We start from the raw sequence: 16,848 nt of genomic DNA, 5'->3' as shown, positions 1-16,848 counted from the left end.
CGCCGGCATCGTCGCATCGATCACTGAGTGATCGAAGCGGCGCTGCCGAAAGCAGCCGACGCATCATAACGAGCGATACGCGCACGCGCGTATCGCGGGCGGCGCCGGCATCGTCGCATCGATCACCGAGTGATCGCGGCCTGAACGGCGCCATCCTGCCGAATATTCCGGAAAGGGCGGCTTCGGTCGCCCTTTCCGCGTTCCATGGCAGGCAGGCTCCGTTGCGCGCAAAAGTGTCTTTACAGATGCGGCGGAAGCCCTTAGGAAGCGCCTGCCTACAATGTGCCGGCGCACCGGCGACAGGGGTGCCGGCATCCAGGCGATAGGGGTATAGCTCAGTTGGTAGAGCGGCGGTCTCCAAAACCGCAGGTCGCAGGTTCGAGCCCTGCTGCCCCTGCCAGTCTCCGCCAGCCCCGCGGTGCAGGCGCGAGCGAATTGATGACCATTCCCTTAAGGGGCTTGCAAGAAGCGGGCATCGGTTCTATGTAGGGCAAACAGACACGCGGTGCGTGGAGCCGGGAAGCCGGCTTTACGCGCCTTTGTCGTATGGGTGAAATGCGGTGAGTGATTCGATTCTTCGCCTTTCGCAACGATCCTGAACCGGGCCGTTCGGCCGGGCAGGGAGCTCACCTGGGTTCTTTTCCGGGTTTGTTGAATATCCCGGTTTTCGGGGCTTTGAGGATCAAGAGCGGCATATGGCGTCGAAAACCAGCAATCCCTTCACGTTTCTTCAGCAGGTGCGGTCCGAAACCTCGAAGGTGACCTGGCCGTCACGGCGCGAGACCCTGATCTCGACGGTCATGGTGTTCGCCTTCGCCACGCTGGCGGCGATCTTCTTTTTTGTCGCCGACCAACTGATGGCCTGGGGCATCGAGCTGATTCTGGGCATTGGCGCCTAATTACGGACGATTTACGGAGTGCGATTGAAATGACAGCGCGTTGGTACATCGTCCACGCCTATTCGAACTTTGAAAAGAAGGTTGCCGAATCCATCGAGGAGCAGGCCAGGCAAAAAGGGCTTGGCGACAAGATCGAGCAGGTTGTCGTTCCGACCGAGAAGGTCGTTGAAGTGCGCCGCGGTCGCAAGGTGGATGCCGAGCGCAAGTTCTTTCCAGGCTACGTGCTGGTCAAGGCACAGCTGACGGACGCCGTGTTCTCGATGATCAAGAACACGCCGAAAGTGACTGGTTTTCTTGGCGATTCGAAGCCGGTGCCGATCACCCAGGCCGAGGCGGACCGCATCCTGACCCAGGTGCAGGAGGGCGTCGACCGGCCGAAGCCGTCGGTGACGTTCGAAATCGGCGAGCAGGTGCGGGTGGCCGATGGTCCGTTCGCCTCGTTCAACGGGTTCGTCCAGGAGGTCGACGAAGAGCGGTCGCGCCTCAAGGTGGAAGTTTCGATCTTCGGGCGCGCGGTGCCCGTCGATCTCGAATTCGGTCAGGTCGAAAAGGGCTGATCGGGCGCTCCGGCCAGGCCGGGGCATAGGCGGTGGAAGGGAAGGCGGCTTAGCCGGCCGCAGATTTCCGGACCACCAAACTGCAATGCCGGCCCGTTCTTTCCAAGGGTGGCCGGTAGAACGACAAGGCAGATGAGAAATGGCTAAGAAGATTGCAGGCCAGCTCAAGCTCCAGGTTCCGGCAGGGTCGGCGACGCCGTCGCCGCCGATCGGCCCGGCGCTTGGTCAGCGTGGCATCAACATCATGGAGTTCTGCAAGGCATTCAATGCGCAGACCCAGGAGATGGAGAAGGGTTCGCCCATCCCGGTGGTCATCACCTACTACCAGGACAAGTCCTTCACCTTCACCATGAAGACCCCGCCGGTCAGCTATTTCCTGAAGAAGGCGATCAAGCTGAAGTCGGGCTCGAAGGAGCCGGGCAAGGTGGTCGCCGGCAAGGTTTCCCGTGCCCAGGTGCGCGAGATTGCTGAAGCGAAGATGAAAGACCTGAACGCGAACGACGTCGAAGCAGCCATGCGCATGGTTGAAGGTTCGGCGCGCTCCATGGGTCTGGAAGTGGTGGGCTGAAGATATGGCGACGAAACTCTCCAAGCGCGTGGCCAAGACCCGCGAAGGCATTGACCGCGACAAGGAATACACGCTCGACGAGGCGGTGACGCTTCTGAAGGAGCGGGCGACGGCGAAGTTCGACGAGACGATCGAAGTGGCGATGAACCTCGGCGTCGATCCGCGCCATGCGGACCAGATGGTGCGCGGCGTGGTCAACCTGCCGAACGGCACGGGCCGCACGGTGCGCGTCGCCGTGTTCGCCAAGGGCGACAAGGCGGACGAGGCAAAGGCCGCCGGTGCGGACATTGTCGGCGCCGAAGATCTGGTGGAGATCGTGCAGAAGGGCGAAATCAATTTCGACCGCTGCATCGCCACGCCGGACATGATGCCGCTGGTCGGCCGTCTCGGCAAGGTGCTGGGCCCGCGCGGCATGATGCCGAACCCGAAGGTCGGCACGGTGACCGCCGATGTGGCTGCCGCCGTCAAGGCTTCGAAGGGCGGCGCCGTCGAGTTCCGCGTCGAAAAGGCCGGCATCATCCATGCCGGCGTCGGCAAGGCTTCGTTTGACGGCAAGGCGATCGCCGAGAATGTGCGCGCGTTCGCCGATGCGGTGATCCGGGCCAAGCCGGCCGGTGCGAAGGGCAATTATCTGAAGAAGATCGCCCTGACCTCGACCATGGGCCCCGGCCTGCGTATCGACCCGTCGAGCCTGGCGGCGTCCTGATCGAATTCGGGAAGATGCGGCAAGCGTCTTCCCAAAACACTTTTCGGGCCGGTTCGGCCCGAAAACCGGAAGGAAACTTCCGGAACATCCTGTCCGAGATTGCAGGCGGCTCGCCTTAATTCTTCAAGAAGGGCCTGCATGAGACGGGTTAGACCGGAAACCGGGGTGCCAAGCCTCGATGGATGGTTCGAACCGTGTTGGCCTTTTGTCCGAGACCGCCAGTTCCGCTGGCGCGGCGAAAGGGGGCAGGATCCTCAAGCGTCGCTTGGGTGATCTGACATGTCGGATGCCCTGCGGCAAAAGGCAAACCGACGGATATTTCCCGCGGGAAGTTCCGTCAGATGGAGAAAGGCAGTGGACAGAGCGGAAAAACGCGAATTCGTCGCGGACCTGAACCAAGTGTTCAACAACACCGGTTCAGTGGTCGTGGCCCACTATGCCGGGCTGACCGTCGCGCAGATGAACGATCTTCGTTCGAAAATGCGTGTTGCGGGAGGCACCGTCAAGGTCGCGAAGAACCGTCTCGCCAAGATCGCCCTTCAGGGAACTCCGTCCGAAGGCATTCAGGCTCTTTTCGAAGGGCAGACGCTGATTGCTTACTCGGACGATCCGGTTGCCGCTCCGAAGGTCGCCAGCGATTTCGCCAAGGGGAATGACAATCTCGTCATTCTCGGTGGCGCGATGGGGACGACCGAGCTCGATGCGGATGGTATCAAGGCGCTTGCCTCGCTGCCGTCGCTGGATGAGCTGAGAGCGAAGATTGTCGGCATGATCGTCACGCCGGCGACCCGGATCGCACAGGTTGTCAACGCACCGGCGGCTCAGCTCGCCCGGGTGTTCGGCGCCTATTCCAAGAAGGACGAGGCGGCATGAGGCCGTTCCTCGCTGTCAACAACACAGTTCGAACGAAGAAGGAAATGAACAATGGCTGATCTTGCTAAGATCGTTGATGACCTTTCGAGCCTGACCGTCATCGAGGCGGCCGAGCTTTCGAAGATGCTTGAAGAGAAGTGGGGCGTTTCGGCGGCTGCTCCGGTGGCTGTTGCCGCCGCGGCCGGCGGTGCTGCTGCTGGTGAAGTTGCTGAAGAGAAGACCGAGTTCGACGTCGTTCTCGCCGAGGCCGGCGCCCAGAAAATCAACGTCATCAAGGAAGTCCGCGCGATCACGGGCCTCGGCCTGAAGGAAGCCAAGGACCTCGTTGAGGCTGCTCCGAAGGCCGTCAAGGAAGGCGTGTCCAAGGACGAGGCCGAGAAGGTCAAGGCCCAGCTCGAAGGCGCTGGCGCCAAAGTCGAGCTGAAGTAATTCGGCTTCGCCCCGCGCGTGCTTGTCGCCCGCGCGGGGCGGAACAATGAGGATTGACCCAAACCTCTTTCCTGTGGGCCGCAAGCGACCTTCAGGAAACGGGTTTTTATCCGTTTCGAATATGACCGTCCGTTTCGACGGTCGGTGGTGATTTTGCAGGCAAGCCAGGCAGGGCAAGGAGCGACGATGGCCGAGACCCAAACGTTTAATGGTCGCAGGCGGGTACGCAAGTTTTTCGGTAAGATTCCGGAAGTTGCGGAGATGCCGAACCTGATCGAGGTTCAAAAGGCATCCTATGACCAGTTCCTGATGGTCGAGGAGCCCGCTGGCGGGCGTCTGGACGAGGGGCTGCAGGCGGTGTTCAAATCGGTGTTCCCGATTCAGGATTTCGCCGGAACGGCAATGCTCGAATTCGTCAAATACGAGTTCGAGGCACCGAAATTCGACGTCGACGAGTGCCGCCAGCGCGACCTGACTTTCGCCGCGCCGCTGAAGGTGACCTTGCGCCTGATCGTCTTCGATGTCGACGAGGACACGGGTGCCAAGTCGATCAAGGACATCAAGGAGCAGGACGTCTACATGGGCGACATGCCGCTCATGACGTCGAACGGCACGTTCATCGTCAACGGCACGGAGCGCGTGATCGTTTCGCAGATGCACCGTTCGCCGGGCGTCTTCTTCGACCATGACAAGGGCAAGTCCCATTCGTCCGGCAAGCTTCTGTTTGCCGCGCGCGTCATCCCCTATCGCGGATCGTGGCTCGACATCGAGTTCGATTCGAAGGACGTCGTGCATGCGCGCATCGACCGCCGCCGCAAGATTCCGGCGACCTCGCTGCTGATGGCGCTCGGCATGGACGGCGAGGAAATCCTCTCCACCTTCTACAATCAGCTGACCTACATCCGCGACGGCGACAGCTGGCGCGTGCCCTATTCGGCCGACCGTTTCCGCGGCCTGAAGGCGACGGCCGACCTGGTCGACGCCGACAGCGGCGAAGTGGTTGTCGAGGCCGGCAAGAAGATCACCGCGCGCCAGGCCAAGCAGCTTGCCGAGAAGGGCCTGAAGGCGATCCGCGCCACCGAGGACGATCTGCTCGGCAATTACCTGGCCGAGGACATCGTCAATCACGCGACGGGCGAGATCTTCCTCGAGGCCGGCGACGAGATCGACGAGAAGACGCTGAAAGTGCTGCTCGACACGGGCGAGCGCGAAGTGCATTTCCTCGACATCGACCACGTCAATATCGGCGGCTACATCCGCAACACGCTGGTGGCCGACAAGAACGAAACGCGCCAGGAAGCCTTGTTCGACATCTACCGGGTCATGCGTCCGGGCGAGCCGCCGACGCTGGAGACGGCGGAGGCGATGTTCCATTCGCTGTTCTTCGATTCGGAGCGCTACGACCTGTCGGCCGTCGGCCGCGTCAAGATGAACATGCGCCTCGAACTCGACTGCCCCGACACGGTGCGCGTCCTGCGCAAGGACGATATCGTCGCCGTGGTCAAGACGCTGGTCGAATTGCGCGACGGCAAGGGCGAGATCGACGACATCGACAATCTCGGCAACCGCCGCGTCCGCTCGGTCGGCGAGTTGATGGAAAACCAGTATCGTGTCGGCCTGCTGCGCATGGAGCGCGCCATCAAGGAGCGCATGTCGTCGATCGAGATCGACACCGTCATGCCGCAGGACCTGATCAACGCCAAGCCGGCGGCTGCCGCCGTGCGCGAGTTCTTCGGCTCCTCGCAGCTGTCGCAGTTCATGGATCAGACCAACCCGCTGTCGGAGATCACCCACAAGCGCCGCCTTTCGGCGCTTGGACCGGGCGGTCTCACCCGTGAAAGGGCCGGCTTCGAGGTGCGCGACGTCCATCCGACGCATTACGGCCGCATCTGCCCGATCGAGACGCCGGAAGGCCCGAACATCGGCCTGATCAACTCGCTTGCCACCTTCGCCCGGGTCAACAAATACGGCTTCATCGAAAGCCCGTATCGCAAGATCATCGACGGCAAGGTCACCCATGACGTGGTCTATCTGTCGGCCATGGAAGAGGCCAAGCACTACGTCGCCCAGGCCAATGCCGTGATCGGCAAGGATGGCGGCTTCACGGACGAATTCGTCATCTGCCGCCACTCCGGCGAGGTGATGATGGCGCCGCGCGAGAACGTCGATCTGATGGATGTCTCGCCGAAGCAGCTCGTGTCTGTTGCTGCCGCACTCATCCCGTTCCTGGAAAACGATGACGCCAACCGCGCTCTGATGGGCTCGAACATGCAGCGTCAGGCCGTGCCGCTGGTGCGTGCCGAAGCGCCGTTCGTCGGCACCGGCATGGAGCCGATCGTGGCGCGCGATTCAGGTGCCGCGATCGCCGCACGCCGCACCGGCGTGGTCGACCAGGTGGACGCGACGCGTATCGTCCTGCGTGCAACGGAAGACGTCGATGCCTCGCAGTCGGGCGTCGACATCTACCGGCTGATGAAGTTCCAGCGCTCGAACCAGAACACCTGCATCAACCAGCGTCCGCTGGTCCGGGTAGGCGACATCATCAACAAGGGCGACATCATCGCCGACGGCCCGTCGACGGATCTGGGCGATCTGGCGCTGGGCCGCAACGTGCTCGTCGCCTTCATGCCCTGGAACGGCTACAACTACGAGGATTCCATCCTCCTGTCCGAGCGCATCGTCCGCGATGACATCTTCACCTCGATCCATATCGAGGAGTTCGAGGTCATGGCGCGTGACACCAAGCTTGGGCCGGAGGAGATCACGCGCGACATTCCGAACGTCTCGGAAGAAGCGCTGAAGAACCTCGACGAAGCCGGCATCACCTATATCGGCGCCGAAGTGGCGCCGGGCGACATTCTGGTCGGCAAGATCACGCCGAAGGGCGAAAGCCCGATGACGCCGGAGGAGAAGCTCCTGCGCGCCATCTTCGGCGAAAAGGCCTCGGACGTCCGCGACACGTCCATGCGCATGCCGCCCGGGACCTACGGAACGGTCGTCGAGGTGCGCGTGTTCAACCGGCACGGCGTCGAGAAGGACGAGCGCGCCATGGCCATCGAGCGCGAGGAAATCGAGCGCCTGGCCAAGGACCGCGACGACGAGCAGTCGATCCTCGACCGCAACGTCTACGCGCGCCTGGCCGACATGCTCAGCGAAAAGCAGGCGATCGCCGGTCCGAAGGGCTACAAGAAGGGGGCTACCCTTTCGAGTGAGCTGCTCGCCGAGCATCCGCGTTCGCAATGGTGGCAGTTCGCCGTCGAGGACGAGAAGCAGCAGGAAGCGCTCGAGGCGTTGCGTGCGCAGTACGACGAATCCAAGAAGGCGCTCGAGCAGCGCTTCATGGACAAGGTCGAAAAGGTGCAGCGTGGCGACGAGATGCCGCCCGGCGTGATGAAGATGGTCAAGGTCTTCGTCGCCGTGAAGCGCAAGATGCAGCCCGGCGACAAGATGGCCGGCCGTCACGGCAACAAGGGTGTCGTGTCGCGCATCGTTCCGGTCGAGGACATGCCGTTCCTCGAGGATGGCCAGCATGTGGACATCGTGCTCAACCCGCTGGGTGTGCCGAGCCGCATGAATGTCGGCCAGATTCTGGAGACGCATCTGGGCTGGGCCTGCGCCGGCATGGGGCAGAAGATCGGTGACCTGATCGATGCCTACAAGGAGCAGGGCGACATCAAGCCGCTGCGTGCCACGATCGAATCGATCATTCCCGAGAATGATCGCAACGAACCGGTGCGCGACTATGATGACGACAGCGTCATTCGTCTCGGCGAGCAGATGCGGCGCGGCGTTTCCATCGCCACGCCGGTCTTCGACGGGGCGCATGAGGCGGATGTCAACGTCATGCTCGAACAGGCTGGCATGCACACCAGCGGGCAGGTGACGCTGTATGACGGACGCACGGGCGAATCCTTCGATCGCCAGGTGACCGTCGGCTACATCTACATGCTGAAACTGCACCATTTGGTGGACGACAAGATCCACGCCCGTTCGATCGGCCCGTACAGCCTCGTGACCCAGCAGCCGCTGGGCGGCAAGGCGCAGTTCGGCGGCCAGCGCTTCGGCGAGATGGAGGTCTGGGCCCTGGAAGCCTATGGTGCCGCCTACACGCTGCAGGAAATGCTGACCGTGAAGTCGGACGACGTGGCAGGCCGCACCAAGGTCTACGAAGCCATCGTGCGCGGCGACGACACGTTCGAAGCCGGCATCCCGGAGAGCTTCAACGTGCTCGTCAAGGAAATGCGTTCGCTCGGCCTCAACGTGGAGCTGGAAAACTCCCGCGTCGAGGAGACGCAGCAGGAGCGGCTTCCGGACGCGGCGGAGTAAGCATTCCGCGCGTCGCGGGTTTTCCCGCGGCGCGCGATTGTTGTCGCAAGGCAGCGCAGCGACCAAGCATTTAAACCGGTGGGATGAGCGGCGGCGAACCTTACCGAAGTTTGAAAAGGGACCACGCGTCCCGCAAAGGAGATCGGCATGAACCAAGAGGTCATGAATCTTTTCAATCCTCAGGCGCCGGCACAGACGTTCGATTCGATCCGGATTTCTCTGGCGTCCCCTGAGAAGATTCTGTCCTGGTCGTTCGGCGAGATCAAAAAGCCCGAGACGATCAACTACCGCACCTTCAAGCCGGAGCGTGACGGTCTGTTCTGCGCGCGCATTTTCGGTCCGATCAAGGACTATGAGTGCCTGTGCGGCAAATACAAGCGCATGAAGTACAAGGGCGTCATCTGCGAGAAGTGCGGCGTCGAGGTCACGCTGTCGCGCGTGCGCCGTGAGCGCATGGGCCATATCGAGCTGGCGGCACCCGTTGCCCACATCTGGTTCCTGAAGTCGCTGCCCTCGCGCATCGGCACGCTGCTCGACATGACGCTCAAGGATATCGAGCGCGTCCTGTATTTCGAGAACTACATCGTCACCGAGCCCGGCCTGACGGCGCTGAAGGAAAACCAGCTCCTCTCCGAGGAAGAGTACATCATCGCGGTCGACGAGTATGGCGAGGACCAGTTCACCGCCATGATCGGCGCCGAGGCGATCCATCATCTGCTGGAATCGATGGAGCTGGAATCGATCGCCGGCGACCTGCGTTCGGAACTCGCCTCCACCACGTCGGAGCTGAAGCAGAAGAAGCTCCTGAAGCGCCTCAAGGTGGTCGAGAACTTCATGGAATCCGGCAACCGGCCGGAGTGGATGATCATGAAGATCGTCCCGGTGATCCCGCCGGACCTGCGTCCGCTGGTGCCGCTCGACGGCGGCCGGTTCGCGACGTCGGATCTGAACGATCTGTACCGCCGCGTCATCAACCGCAACAACCGCCTCAAGCGGCTGATCGAGCTGCGCGCGCCGGGCATCATCATCCGCAACGAGAAGCGCATGCTGCAGGAGGCCGTCGACGCACTGTTCGACAATGGCCGCCGCGGCCGCGTCATCACGGGCGCCAACAAGCGCCCGCTGAAGTCGCTGTCGGACATGCTGAAGGGCAAGCAGGGCCGCTTCCGCCAGAACCTGCTCGGCAAGCGCGTCGACTATTCCGGCCGCTCGGTCATCGTGACCGGTCCGGAGCTGAAGCTGCACCAGTGCGGCCTGCCGAAGAAGATGGCGCTCGAACTGTTCAAGCCGTTCATCTACGCGCGCCTCGACGCGAAGGGTTATTCCTCGACCGTCAAGCAGGCGAAGAAGCTGGTCGAGAAGGAGAAGCCGGAAGTCTGGGATATCCTCGACGAGGTGATCCGCGAGCATCCGGTTCTTCTGAACCGCGCGCCGACGCTGCACCGTCTGGGCATTCAGGCGTTCGAGCCCATTCTGATCGAAGGCAAGGCGATCCAGCTTCACCCGCTGGTCTGCACGGCCTTCAACGCCGATTTCGACGGCGATCAGATGGCTGTTCACGTGCCGCTCTCGCTGGAAGCCCAGCTGGAAGCGCGCGTTTTGATGATGTCGACCAACAACATTCTGCACCCGGCCTCCGGCGCACCGATCATCGTGCCGTCGCAGGACATGGTTCTCGGACTCTACTACCTGTCCATCATGAACCAGAACGAGCCGGGCGAGGGGATGGCGTTCGCCGACATGGGCGAGTTGCACCATGCGCTCGAGAACAAGGTCGTCACGCTGCACACCAAGATCAAGGGCCGTTTCAAGACCGTCGATGCCGAGGGCAACCCGGTTTCGCAGATCCACGAGACGACGCCCGGCCGCATGATCGTCGGCGAACTTCTGCCGAAGAACCACAATGTGCCCTTCGACATCTGCAACCAGGAACTGACCAAGAAGAACATCTCCAAGATGATCGACACGGTCTACCGCCATTGCGGACAGAAGGAGACGGTCATTTTCTGTGACCGTGTCATGCAGCTCGGCTTCGGCCATGCCTGCCGGGCCGGCATTTCGTTCGGCAAGGACGACATGCTGATTCCCGATTCCAAGATCAAGCTGGTCGCCGAGACCGAGACCTTGGCCAAGGAATACGAGCAGCAGTACAATGACGGCCTGATCACGCAGGGCGAGAAGTACAACAAGGTCGTCGATGCCTGGGCGAAGTGCTCGGAGAAGGTCGCCGACGAGATGATGAAGCGCATCAAGGCGATCGAGTTCGACGACAATGGCCGTCAGAAGCCGATGAACTCGGTCTACATGATGTCGCATTCGGGCGCCCGTGGCTCGCCGACGCAGATGCGCCAGCTGGCCGGCATGCGCGGCCTGATGGCCCGTCCGGACGGTTCCATCATCGAGACGCCGATCATCTCGAACTTCAAGGAAGGCCTGACCGTGATGGAGTACTTCAACTCCACCCACGGCGCCCGCAAGGGGCTGGCCGACACCGCCTTGAAGACGGCCAATTCGGGTTACCTGACGCGCCGTCTGGTCGACGTCGCCCAGGATTGCATCGTCGTCATTCCCGATTGCGGCACGGAGACGGGCCTGACCATGCAGCCGATCGTCGATGCGGGCCAGGTGGTGGCCTCGATCGGCCAGCGTGTGCTCGGCCGCACGTCGCTCGACGATGTGGTCAACCCGGCCACCGACGAGGTGATCGTCGCCGCCGGTCGTCTGATCGACGAACGCGATGTGGAAGCGATCGAGAAGGCCGGCATCCAGACCGTGCGCATCCGCTCGGCGCTGACCTGTGAAGTGCGCAACGGCGTCTGCGCCGTCTGCTACGGCCGCGACCTGGCGCGCGGCACGCCCGTCAACATCGGCGAGGCTGTCGGCGTCATCGCCGCGCAGTCGATCGGCGAGCCGGGCACGCAGCTGACCATGCGTACCTTCCACATGGGCGGCACCGCGCAGGTGGTCGACCAGTCGTTCCTGGAAGCCTCGTTCGAAGGTACGGTGAAGATCCGCAACCGCAACGTGGTGCGCAACTCCGAGGGCGACCTGATGGTGATGGGCCGCAACATGGCGGTGCTGATCCATGACGAGAGCGGCGAGGAACGCGCCAGCCACCGCCTGACCTACGGCTCGCGGCTGTTCGTCGACGAGGGCGACAAGGTGAAGCGCGGCCAGCGCATCTCGGAGTGGGATCCATACACCCGCCCGATGCTGACCGAGATCGAGGGCACGGTTGCCTTCGAGGATCTGGTGGACGGCGTTTCCGTGCAGGAAACCGCCGACGAATCCACCGGCATCACCAAGCGCGAGGTCATCGACTGGCGTTCGACGCCGCGTGGCACGGACCTGAAGCCGGCCCTGACGATCCTCGATTCGAAGGGCAAGGTCGGCAAGCTCGCCCGCGGCGGCGACGCGCGCTTCCTGCTTTCGGTCGAGACCATCCTCTCGGTCGAGCCGGGCTCGAAGGTCAAGCCGGGCGACGTGGTTGCGCGTATCCCGACGGAAAGCGCCCGTACCAAGGACATCACGGGCGGTCTGCCGCGCGTGGCCGAACTGTTCGAGGCACGGCGTCCCAAGGATCACGCCATCATCGCCGAGATCGACGGCACGGTGCGGTTCGGTCGCGACTACAAGAACAAGCGCCGCATCATCATCGAGCCGCACGACGCGACCCTGGAACCGTCGGAATATCTCATTCCGAAGGGCAAGCCGTTCCATCTTCAGGATGGCGACCAGATCGAGAAGGGCGACTTCATCCTCGACGGAAACCCGGCGCCGCACGACATCCTGGCGATCAAGGGCGTGGAGGCTCTGGCGTCCTACCTGGTCAACGAAATCCAGGAGGTCTACCGGTTGCAGGGCGTGTTGATCAACGACAAGCACATCGAGGTGATCGTTCGCCAGATGCTGCAGAAGGTCGAGATCACCGCACAGGGCGATTCGACCTACATCCCTGGCGATCACGTCGATTCCGTCGAGTTCGATGAGATCAACGACCGCCTGGTGGAAGAGGGCAAGAAGCCTGCGGAAGGCCAGCCGGTGCTGCTTGGCATCACCAAGGCCTCGCTGCAGACGCCGTCCTTCATCTCGGCCGCCTCCTTCCAGGAGACGACACGCGTGCTCACCGAGGCGGCGGTTGCCGGCAAGATCGACACGCTGCAGGGGCTGAAGGAAAACGTCATCGTCGGCCGCCTGATCCCGGCCGGCACGGGTGGCGCGATGAGCCAGATCCGGCGCATTGCCCGTTCGCGCGACGAACTTATCCTCGACGAACGGCGCAAGTCGTCGGGCGTTGAAGTGGCCGATCCGATGATCGCCGACATGACGAGCGCCGCCGAGTAAACGGCGCTCGTAGGACGGAGTTTTGAGCCGCCGGGGTCCGCCCCGGCGGTTTTTCAATGGGGAAAGGGGCGCCGGCGCGCCGGGATCGGCCGTNGGGTCGGGGCCCGAGGGTGACGAATTGTGGCTGCGGAGGATGCTGATCGCCGACATGGAAGAGTGACGCCAGTCCTTCCTGCCGTCGTCATACCCGGCCACCGGGCCGGGTATCTATGCCGTGGCGGAGGTGAAGACGCGCCGGCGATAGCCTCGGGCAGTCCCCCGTCCTTCACTCCGGCTCTTCGAATGTGACGATGGCGATCTCTCCTTCGAGGGCGCCTTGCCAGGCCGACAGATGCGGTTCCTCGTCGGGTTCGCCCTGCATGTCGCCGATCTGGTCGAGCTCGGCTTCTGCGTAGCCTTCCTGGGCCAGCGCTTCGAGCGCCATGCGCACGGCGGTGTCGTCGTCGGGGGCGACAAGCATCACGTGGACGCCCTCGCTGTCGGCGCCTTTCTCGCGCCAGACGCGTCCCGTTATGATGATTACCGGCCTTTCGTCGGATTCGGTCATTGTGCTTCCTGATTCTTGCCGTCCGGCGATTGCCGACCGTCTTGGGGCGTGTTTTGCCATGCAGGCGACGCCAGGGACAGGTCGGGACGCATGATTTTCCGTCGATCGTGTGGGATTTTCAGCAATAATCGATCGACTGGGGCCGGGCAGGGGCTGTTCACCCGTCTCGCGCAAGATAATTGCCCGCACGGGGTTGACGCTTGGGCGGCGTGCGAGTAATACCCGCTTCATCCGAGCCGATGTGAGGCCACTCCGTTCAGGGCGACACGCCCCGAAGTAGGTCTCAAACAGGGTTCTTTTTGCGAGTGACAGAATTTGCGGCGCATGAAGCGGAAACGCTTCCTCTGCTTTTTGTCCGGGCAACACCGCTCTTTGCGGTTTGCGGCCCGGATTTATGCATGAGAACGCAGCCTGTCCTCAAGGCGGCCCTCGGGCTTGAGCTACGGAATTGGAAACAAGGGAAGGTCTTGATGCCTACCGTTAACCAGTTGATCCGCAAGCCGCGCATTGCGCCGGTGAAGCGAAATAAGGTTCCGGCCATGCAGGCCAACCCGCAGAAGCGGGGCGTTTGTACGCGCGTCTACACGACGACGCCGAAGAAGCCGAACTCGGCCATGCGCAAGGTGGCGAAGATTCGCCTTGCCAATGGTTTCGAGGTCATTGGTTACATCCCCGGTGAAGGCCACAACCTTCAGGAGCACTCCGTGGTGATGATCCGTGGCGGCCGCGTCAAGGATCTTCCCGGCGTGCGCTATCACATCATCCGTGGCGTGCTCGACACGCAGGGTGTGAAGAACCGCAAGCAGCGTCGTTCGAAATACGGCGCCAAGCGTCCGAAGTAGGGTTTTCCGGCTTCGGCGCTTTCATTTTGAGCCGGGCCTTGAAGGTAAGAGACGAGAAACATGTCCCGACGCCACCGCGCAGAGAAAAGAGAGATCAACCCGGATCCGAAATTCGGTGACACGGTTGTGACGAAATTCATGAACGCCATCATGCTCGACGGCAAGAAATCGGCTGCCGAGCGGATCGTCTATGGCGCGTTCGACCAGGTCAGCGACAAGACCAAGCAGGAGCCCGTTGGGGTTTTCCATCAGGCGCTCGACAATGTCGCGCCACACCTGGAAGTCCGTTCCCGCCGTGTCGGTGGCGCGACCTATCAGGTTCCGGTCGACGTTCGTCCGGAGCGCCGTCAGGCGCTGGCCATTCGCTGGCTCATCACTGCGGCGCGCAAGCGCAACGAGACGACGATGATCGATCGTCTGTCGGGTGAGTTGCTGGACGCGGCGAACAATCGCGGCACGGCCGTCAAGAAGCGCGAAGACACGCACAAGATGGCCGAGGCCAACCGCGCGTTCTCGCACTACCGCTGGTAGCCTGGAACGGATCGAAGAAGGTACACGACGATGTCCCGCGAATATAAGATCGAAGACTACCGCAACTTCGGTATCATGGCGCATATCGACGCCGGCAAGACGACGACCACCGAGCGCATCCTGTTCTACACCGGCAAGTCGCACAAGATCGGCGAAGTCCATGACGGCGCCGCGACGATGGACTGGATGGAGCAGGAGCAGGAGCGCGGCATCACGATCACGTCCGCCGCGACGACCACCTTCTGGGAAGGCCGCGATGGCAAGAAGCGCCGCTTCAACATCATCGATACGCCCGGCCACGTCGATTTCACGATCGAGGTCGAGCGCTCGTTGCGCGTTCTCGACGGCGCGATCGCGCTGCTCGATGCGAATGCCGGCGTGGAGCCGCAGACCGAGACCGTGTGGCGCCAGGCGGACAAGTATCATGTCCCGCGCATGATCTTCTGCAACAAGATGGACAAGATCGGCGCCGACTTCTATCGCTCGGCGGAGATGGTCAAGACCCGTCTTGGCGCGCAGGCCGTCGTCATGCAGCTGCCGATCGGCGCCGAGAGCGATTTCGCCGGCGTGATCGACCTGATCGAGATGAAGGCGCTGGTCTGGCAGTCGGAGAATCTGGGCGCAGCCTGGGACGTGGTCGAAATTCCGGCCGACCTGCAGGCGCGCGCCGAAGAATACCGCGAGAAGATGATCGAAGCCGCCGTCGAGATGGACGAAGGCGCGATGGAGCGTTACCTCGAAGGCGAAATGCCGGGTAACGACGAGATCCGCCAGCTCATCCGCAAGGGCACGATCGCCGTCAAGTTCTTCCCGATGTTCTGCGGCTCCGCCTTCAAGAACAAGGGTGTCCAGCCGCTGCTCGACGCCGTGGTCGACTTCCTGCCGTCGCCGATCGAAGTGCCGGCGATCAAGGGCATCGATCCGAAGACCGAAGGCGAAGTGACGCGCGTTTCTTCCGACGAAGAGCCGCTGTCGATGCTGGCGTTCAAGATCATGAACGATCCGTTCGTCGGCTCGCTGACCTTCTGCCGCATCTATTCCGGCGTGCTCAGCAAGGGTATCTCGCTGGCCAATACGGTGAAGGACAAGCGCGAGCGCATCGGCCGCATGCTGCAGATGCATTCGAATTCGCGTTCGGATCTCGAAGTGGCCTATGCCGGCGACATCGTCGCCCTGGCCGGCCTCAAGGAGACCACGACGGGCGACACGCTTTGCGATCCGCTGAAGCCGGTCATCCTGGAGCGCATGGAATTCCCCGAGCCGGTGATCCAGATCGCCATCGAGCCGAAGACCAAGGGCGACCAGGAAAAGATGGGCCTGGCGCTCAATCGCCTTGCTGCCGAGGACCCGTCCTTCCGCGTCAAGTCCGACGAGGAGTCGGGCCAGACGATCATCGCCGGCATGGGCGAGCTGCACCTCGACATCATCGTCGACCGCATGCGGCGCGAGTTCAAGGTCGAAGCCAATGTCGGCGCGCCGCAGGTGGCCTATCGCGAGACCATTACCCGCGAAGCCGAAATCGACTACACGCACAAGAAGCAGTCCGGCGGTTCGGGCCAGTTCGCCCGCGTCAAGATCGTCTTCGCGCCGAACCCGGATGGCGAGGATTTCGCCTTCGAATCGAAGGTCGTCGGCGGTTCCGTGCCGAAGGAGTACATTCCCGGTGTCCAGAAGGGCATCGAGAGCGTTCTGTCCTCTGGTCCGGTGGCTGGCTTCCCGATGCTCGGCGTCAAGGCGACGCTGATCGACGGCGCCTACCACGATGTGGACTCCTCGGTGCTCGCCTTCGAAATCGCCGCCCGTGCGGCGTTCCGTGAAGGCGCGCAGAAGGCCGGTGCCCAGCTGCTCGAGCCGATCATGAAGGTCGAGGTGGTGACGCCCGAGGATTATGTCGGCGACGTGATCGGCGACCTGAACTCGCGGCGCGGCCAGATCCAGGGCACGGAAGCCCGCGGCATCGCCACCGTGGTCAACGCGATGGTGCCGCTGGCCAACATGTTCAAATATGTGGACAGCCTGCGCTCGATGTCTCAGGGCCGCGCCCAGTACACGATGCAGTTCGATCACTATGAGCCGGTTCCCAGCGCCGTGGCGCAGGAAATCCAGAAGAAATACGCGTAATTCGCCCTCGGTCTCGCTGGCGCGGATTATCGGAAGTTGAAAAAGCCCGGACGGGCGCAAGGAATGGAGAGCTCACATGGCCAAAGGTAAATTTGAGCGTACGAA

At 62.4% G+C, this 16,848-nt stretch carries 12 protein-coding genes and 1 tRNA gene; 12 read left to right on the top strand and 1 reads right to left on the bottom strand.

The window, feature by feature from the left end; genetic code table 11:
- Nucleotides 1-324 precede the first annotated feature (324 nt).
- From AB843_RS24460 to rpoC, 9 genes are all read left to right on the top strand, one after another.
- Nucleotides 325-400: transfer RNA gene (locus AB843_RS24460), tRNA-Trp, on the top strand.
- 295 nt (nt 401-695) lie between these two features.
- Nucleotides 696-899, top strand: coding sequence for a preprotein translocase subunit SecE (gene secE, locus AB843_RS24455; protein ID WP_048649540.1), 204 nt, complete (start codon nt 696-698; stop codon nt 897-899).
- A 29-nt stretch (nt 900-928) separates the two neighbouring features.
- A complete protein-coding gene (nusG, locus tag AB843_RS24450) occupies nt 929-1,456 on the top strand; it encodes a transcription termination/antitermination protein NusG (protein WP_008599254.1) in 528 nt (175 codons plus the stop codon).
- Nucleotides 1,457-1,595: 139 nt separating this feature from the next.
- Complete coding sequence (gene rplK / locus AB843_RS24445; protein WP_048649539.1) at nt 1,596-2,024, top strand: 50S ribosomal protein L11; 429 nt, start codon at nt 1,596-1,598, stop codon at nt 2,022-2,024.
- Nucleotides 2,025-2,028: 4 nt separating this feature from the next.
- Nucleotides 2,029-2,730 carry a 50S ribosomal protein L1 gene (gene rplA, locus AB843_RS24440; protein WP_048649538.1) on the top strand — a complete coding sequence of 234 codons (702 nt, stop codon included), beginning with the start codon at nt 2,029-2,031 and terminating at the stop codon, nt 2,728-2,730.
- 354 nt (nt 2,731-3,084) lie between these two features.
- Nucleotides 3,085-3,603: a 50S ribosomal protein L10 gene (rplJ, locus tag AB843_RS24435; protein WP_048649537.1), complete on the top strand. Its 519-nt coding sequence runs from the start codon at nt 3,085-3,087 to the stop codon at nt 3,601-3,603.
- A 51-nt stretch (nt 3,604-3,654) separates the two neighbouring features.
- Complete coding sequence (gene rplL / locus AB843_RS24430) at nt 3,655-4,032, top strand: 50S ribosomal protein L7/L12 (protein WP_048649536.1); 378 nt, start codon at nt 3,655-3,657, stop codon at nt 4,030-4,032.
- 186 nt (nt 4,033-4,218) lie between these two features.
- Nucleotides 4,219-8,358 carry a DNA-directed RNA polymerase subunit beta gene (gene rpoB / locus AB843_RS24425; RefSeq protein WP_048649535.1) on the top strand — a complete coding sequence of 1,380 codons (4,140 nt, stop codon included), beginning with the start codon at nt 4,219-4,221 and terminating at the stop codon, nt 8,356-8,358.
- 147 nt (nt 8,359-8,505) lie between these two features.
- The gene (rpoC, locus tag AB843_RS24420) at nt 8,506-12,702 is read left to right on the top strand and encodes a DNA-directed RNA polymerase subunit beta' (protein ID WP_048649534.1); all 4,197 of its coding nucleotides are present in this window, start codon (nt 8,506-8,508) and stop codon (nt 12,700-12,702) included.
- Between the two features lie 265 nt (nt 12,703-12,967).
- Here rpoC and AB843_RS24415 read toward each other — a convergent pair whose 3' ends face one another.
- Nucleotides 12,968-13,249: a hypothetical protein gene (locus tag AB843_RS24415; RefSeq protein ID WP_048649533.1), complete on the bottom strand. Its 282-nt coding sequence runs from the start codon at nt 13,247-13,249 to the stop codon at nt 12,968-12,970.
- A 470-nt stretch (nt 13,250-13,719) separates the two neighbouring features.
- Between AB843_RS24415 and rpsL the strand changes: the two genes are divergently transcribed.
- The 3 genes from rpsL to fusA are packed head-to-tail and all read left to right on the top strand — an operon-like array spanning nt 13,720 to nt 16,743.
- Complete coding sequence (gene rpsL, locus AB843_RS24410; protein ID WP_007010616.1) at nt 13,720-14,091, top strand: 30S ribosomal protein S12; 372 nt, start codon at nt 13,720-13,722, stop codon at nt 14,089-14,091.
- A gap of 60 nt (nt 14,092-14,151) precedes the next feature.
- Nucleotides 14,152-14,622 carry a 30S ribosomal protein S7 gene (gene rpsG, locus AB843_RS24405; RefSeq protein ID WP_048649532.1) on the top strand — a complete coding sequence of 157 codons (471 nt, stop codon included), beginning with the start codon at nt 14,152-14,154 and terminating at the stop codon, nt 14,620-14,622.
- A gap of 30 nt (nt 14,623-14,652) precedes the next feature.
- Nucleotides 14,653-16,743, top strand: a complete 2,091-nt coding sequence (fusA, locus tag AB843_RS24400; RefSeq protein WP_048649531.1) for an elongation factor G — start codon at nt 14,653-14,655, stop codon at nt 16,741-16,743.
- Nucleotides 16,744-16,848: the final 105 nt, after the last annotated feature.

It is taken from the genome of Nitratireductor soli, assembly GCF_001050155.1.
In the GTDB taxonomy this organism is placed as follows: Bacteria; Pseudomonadota; Alphaproteobacteria; order Rhizobiales; family Rhizobiaceae; genus Nitratireductor; species Nitratireductor soli.
Note: the sequence above shows the minus strand (reverse complement) of the source record. Positions and strands in the feature narration are given on the sequence as shown.

What these genes read in the sequence shown, in the direction of transcription:
- rpsG (WP_048649532.1), top strand. Translation starts at nt 14,152, where the DNA reads ATGTCCCGACGCCACCGCGCAGAGAAAAGAGAGATCAACCCGGATCCG.
- rpoB (WP_048649535.1), top strand. Translation starts at nt 4,219, where the DNA reads ATGGCCGAGACCCAAACGTTTAATGGTCGCAGGCGGGTACGCAAGTTT.
- rpsL (WP_007010616.1), top strand. Translation starts at nt 13,720, where the DNA reads ATGCCTACCGTTAACCAGTTGATCCGCAAGCCGCGCATTGCGCCGGTG.
- nusG (WP_008599254.1), top strand. Translation starts at nt 929, where the DNA reads ATGACAGCGCGTTGGTACATCGTCCACGCCTATTCGAACTTTGAAAAG.
- rplA (WP_048649538.1), top strand. Translation starts at nt 2,029, where the DNA reads ATGGCGACGAAACTCTCCAAGCGCGTGGCCAAGACCCGCGAAGGCATT.
- rpoC (WP_048649534.1), top strand. Translation starts at nt 8,506, where the DNA reads ATGAACCAAGAGGTCATGAATCTTTTCAATCCTCAGGCGCCGGCACAG.
- rplL (WP_048649536.1), top strand. Translation starts at nt 3,655, where the DNA reads ATGGCTGATCTTGCTAAGATCGTTGATGACCTTTCGAGCCTGACCGTC.
- AB843_RS24415 (WP_048649533.1), bottom strand. Translation starts at nt 13,249, where the DNA reads ATGACCGAATCCGACGAAAGGCCGGTAATCATCATAACGGGACGCGTC.
- rplK (WP_048649539.1), top strand. Translation starts at nt 1,596, where the DNA reads ATGGCTAAGAAGATTGCAGGCCAGCTCAAGCTCCAGGTTCCGGCAGGG.
- secE (WP_048649540.1), top strand. Translation starts at nt 696, where the DNA reads ATGGCGTCGAAAACCAGCAATCCCTTCACGTTTCTTCAGCAGGTGCGG.
- fusA (WP_048649531.1), top strand. Translation starts at nt 14,653, where the DNA reads ATGTCCCGCGAATATAAGATCGAAGACTACCGCAACTTCGGTATCATG.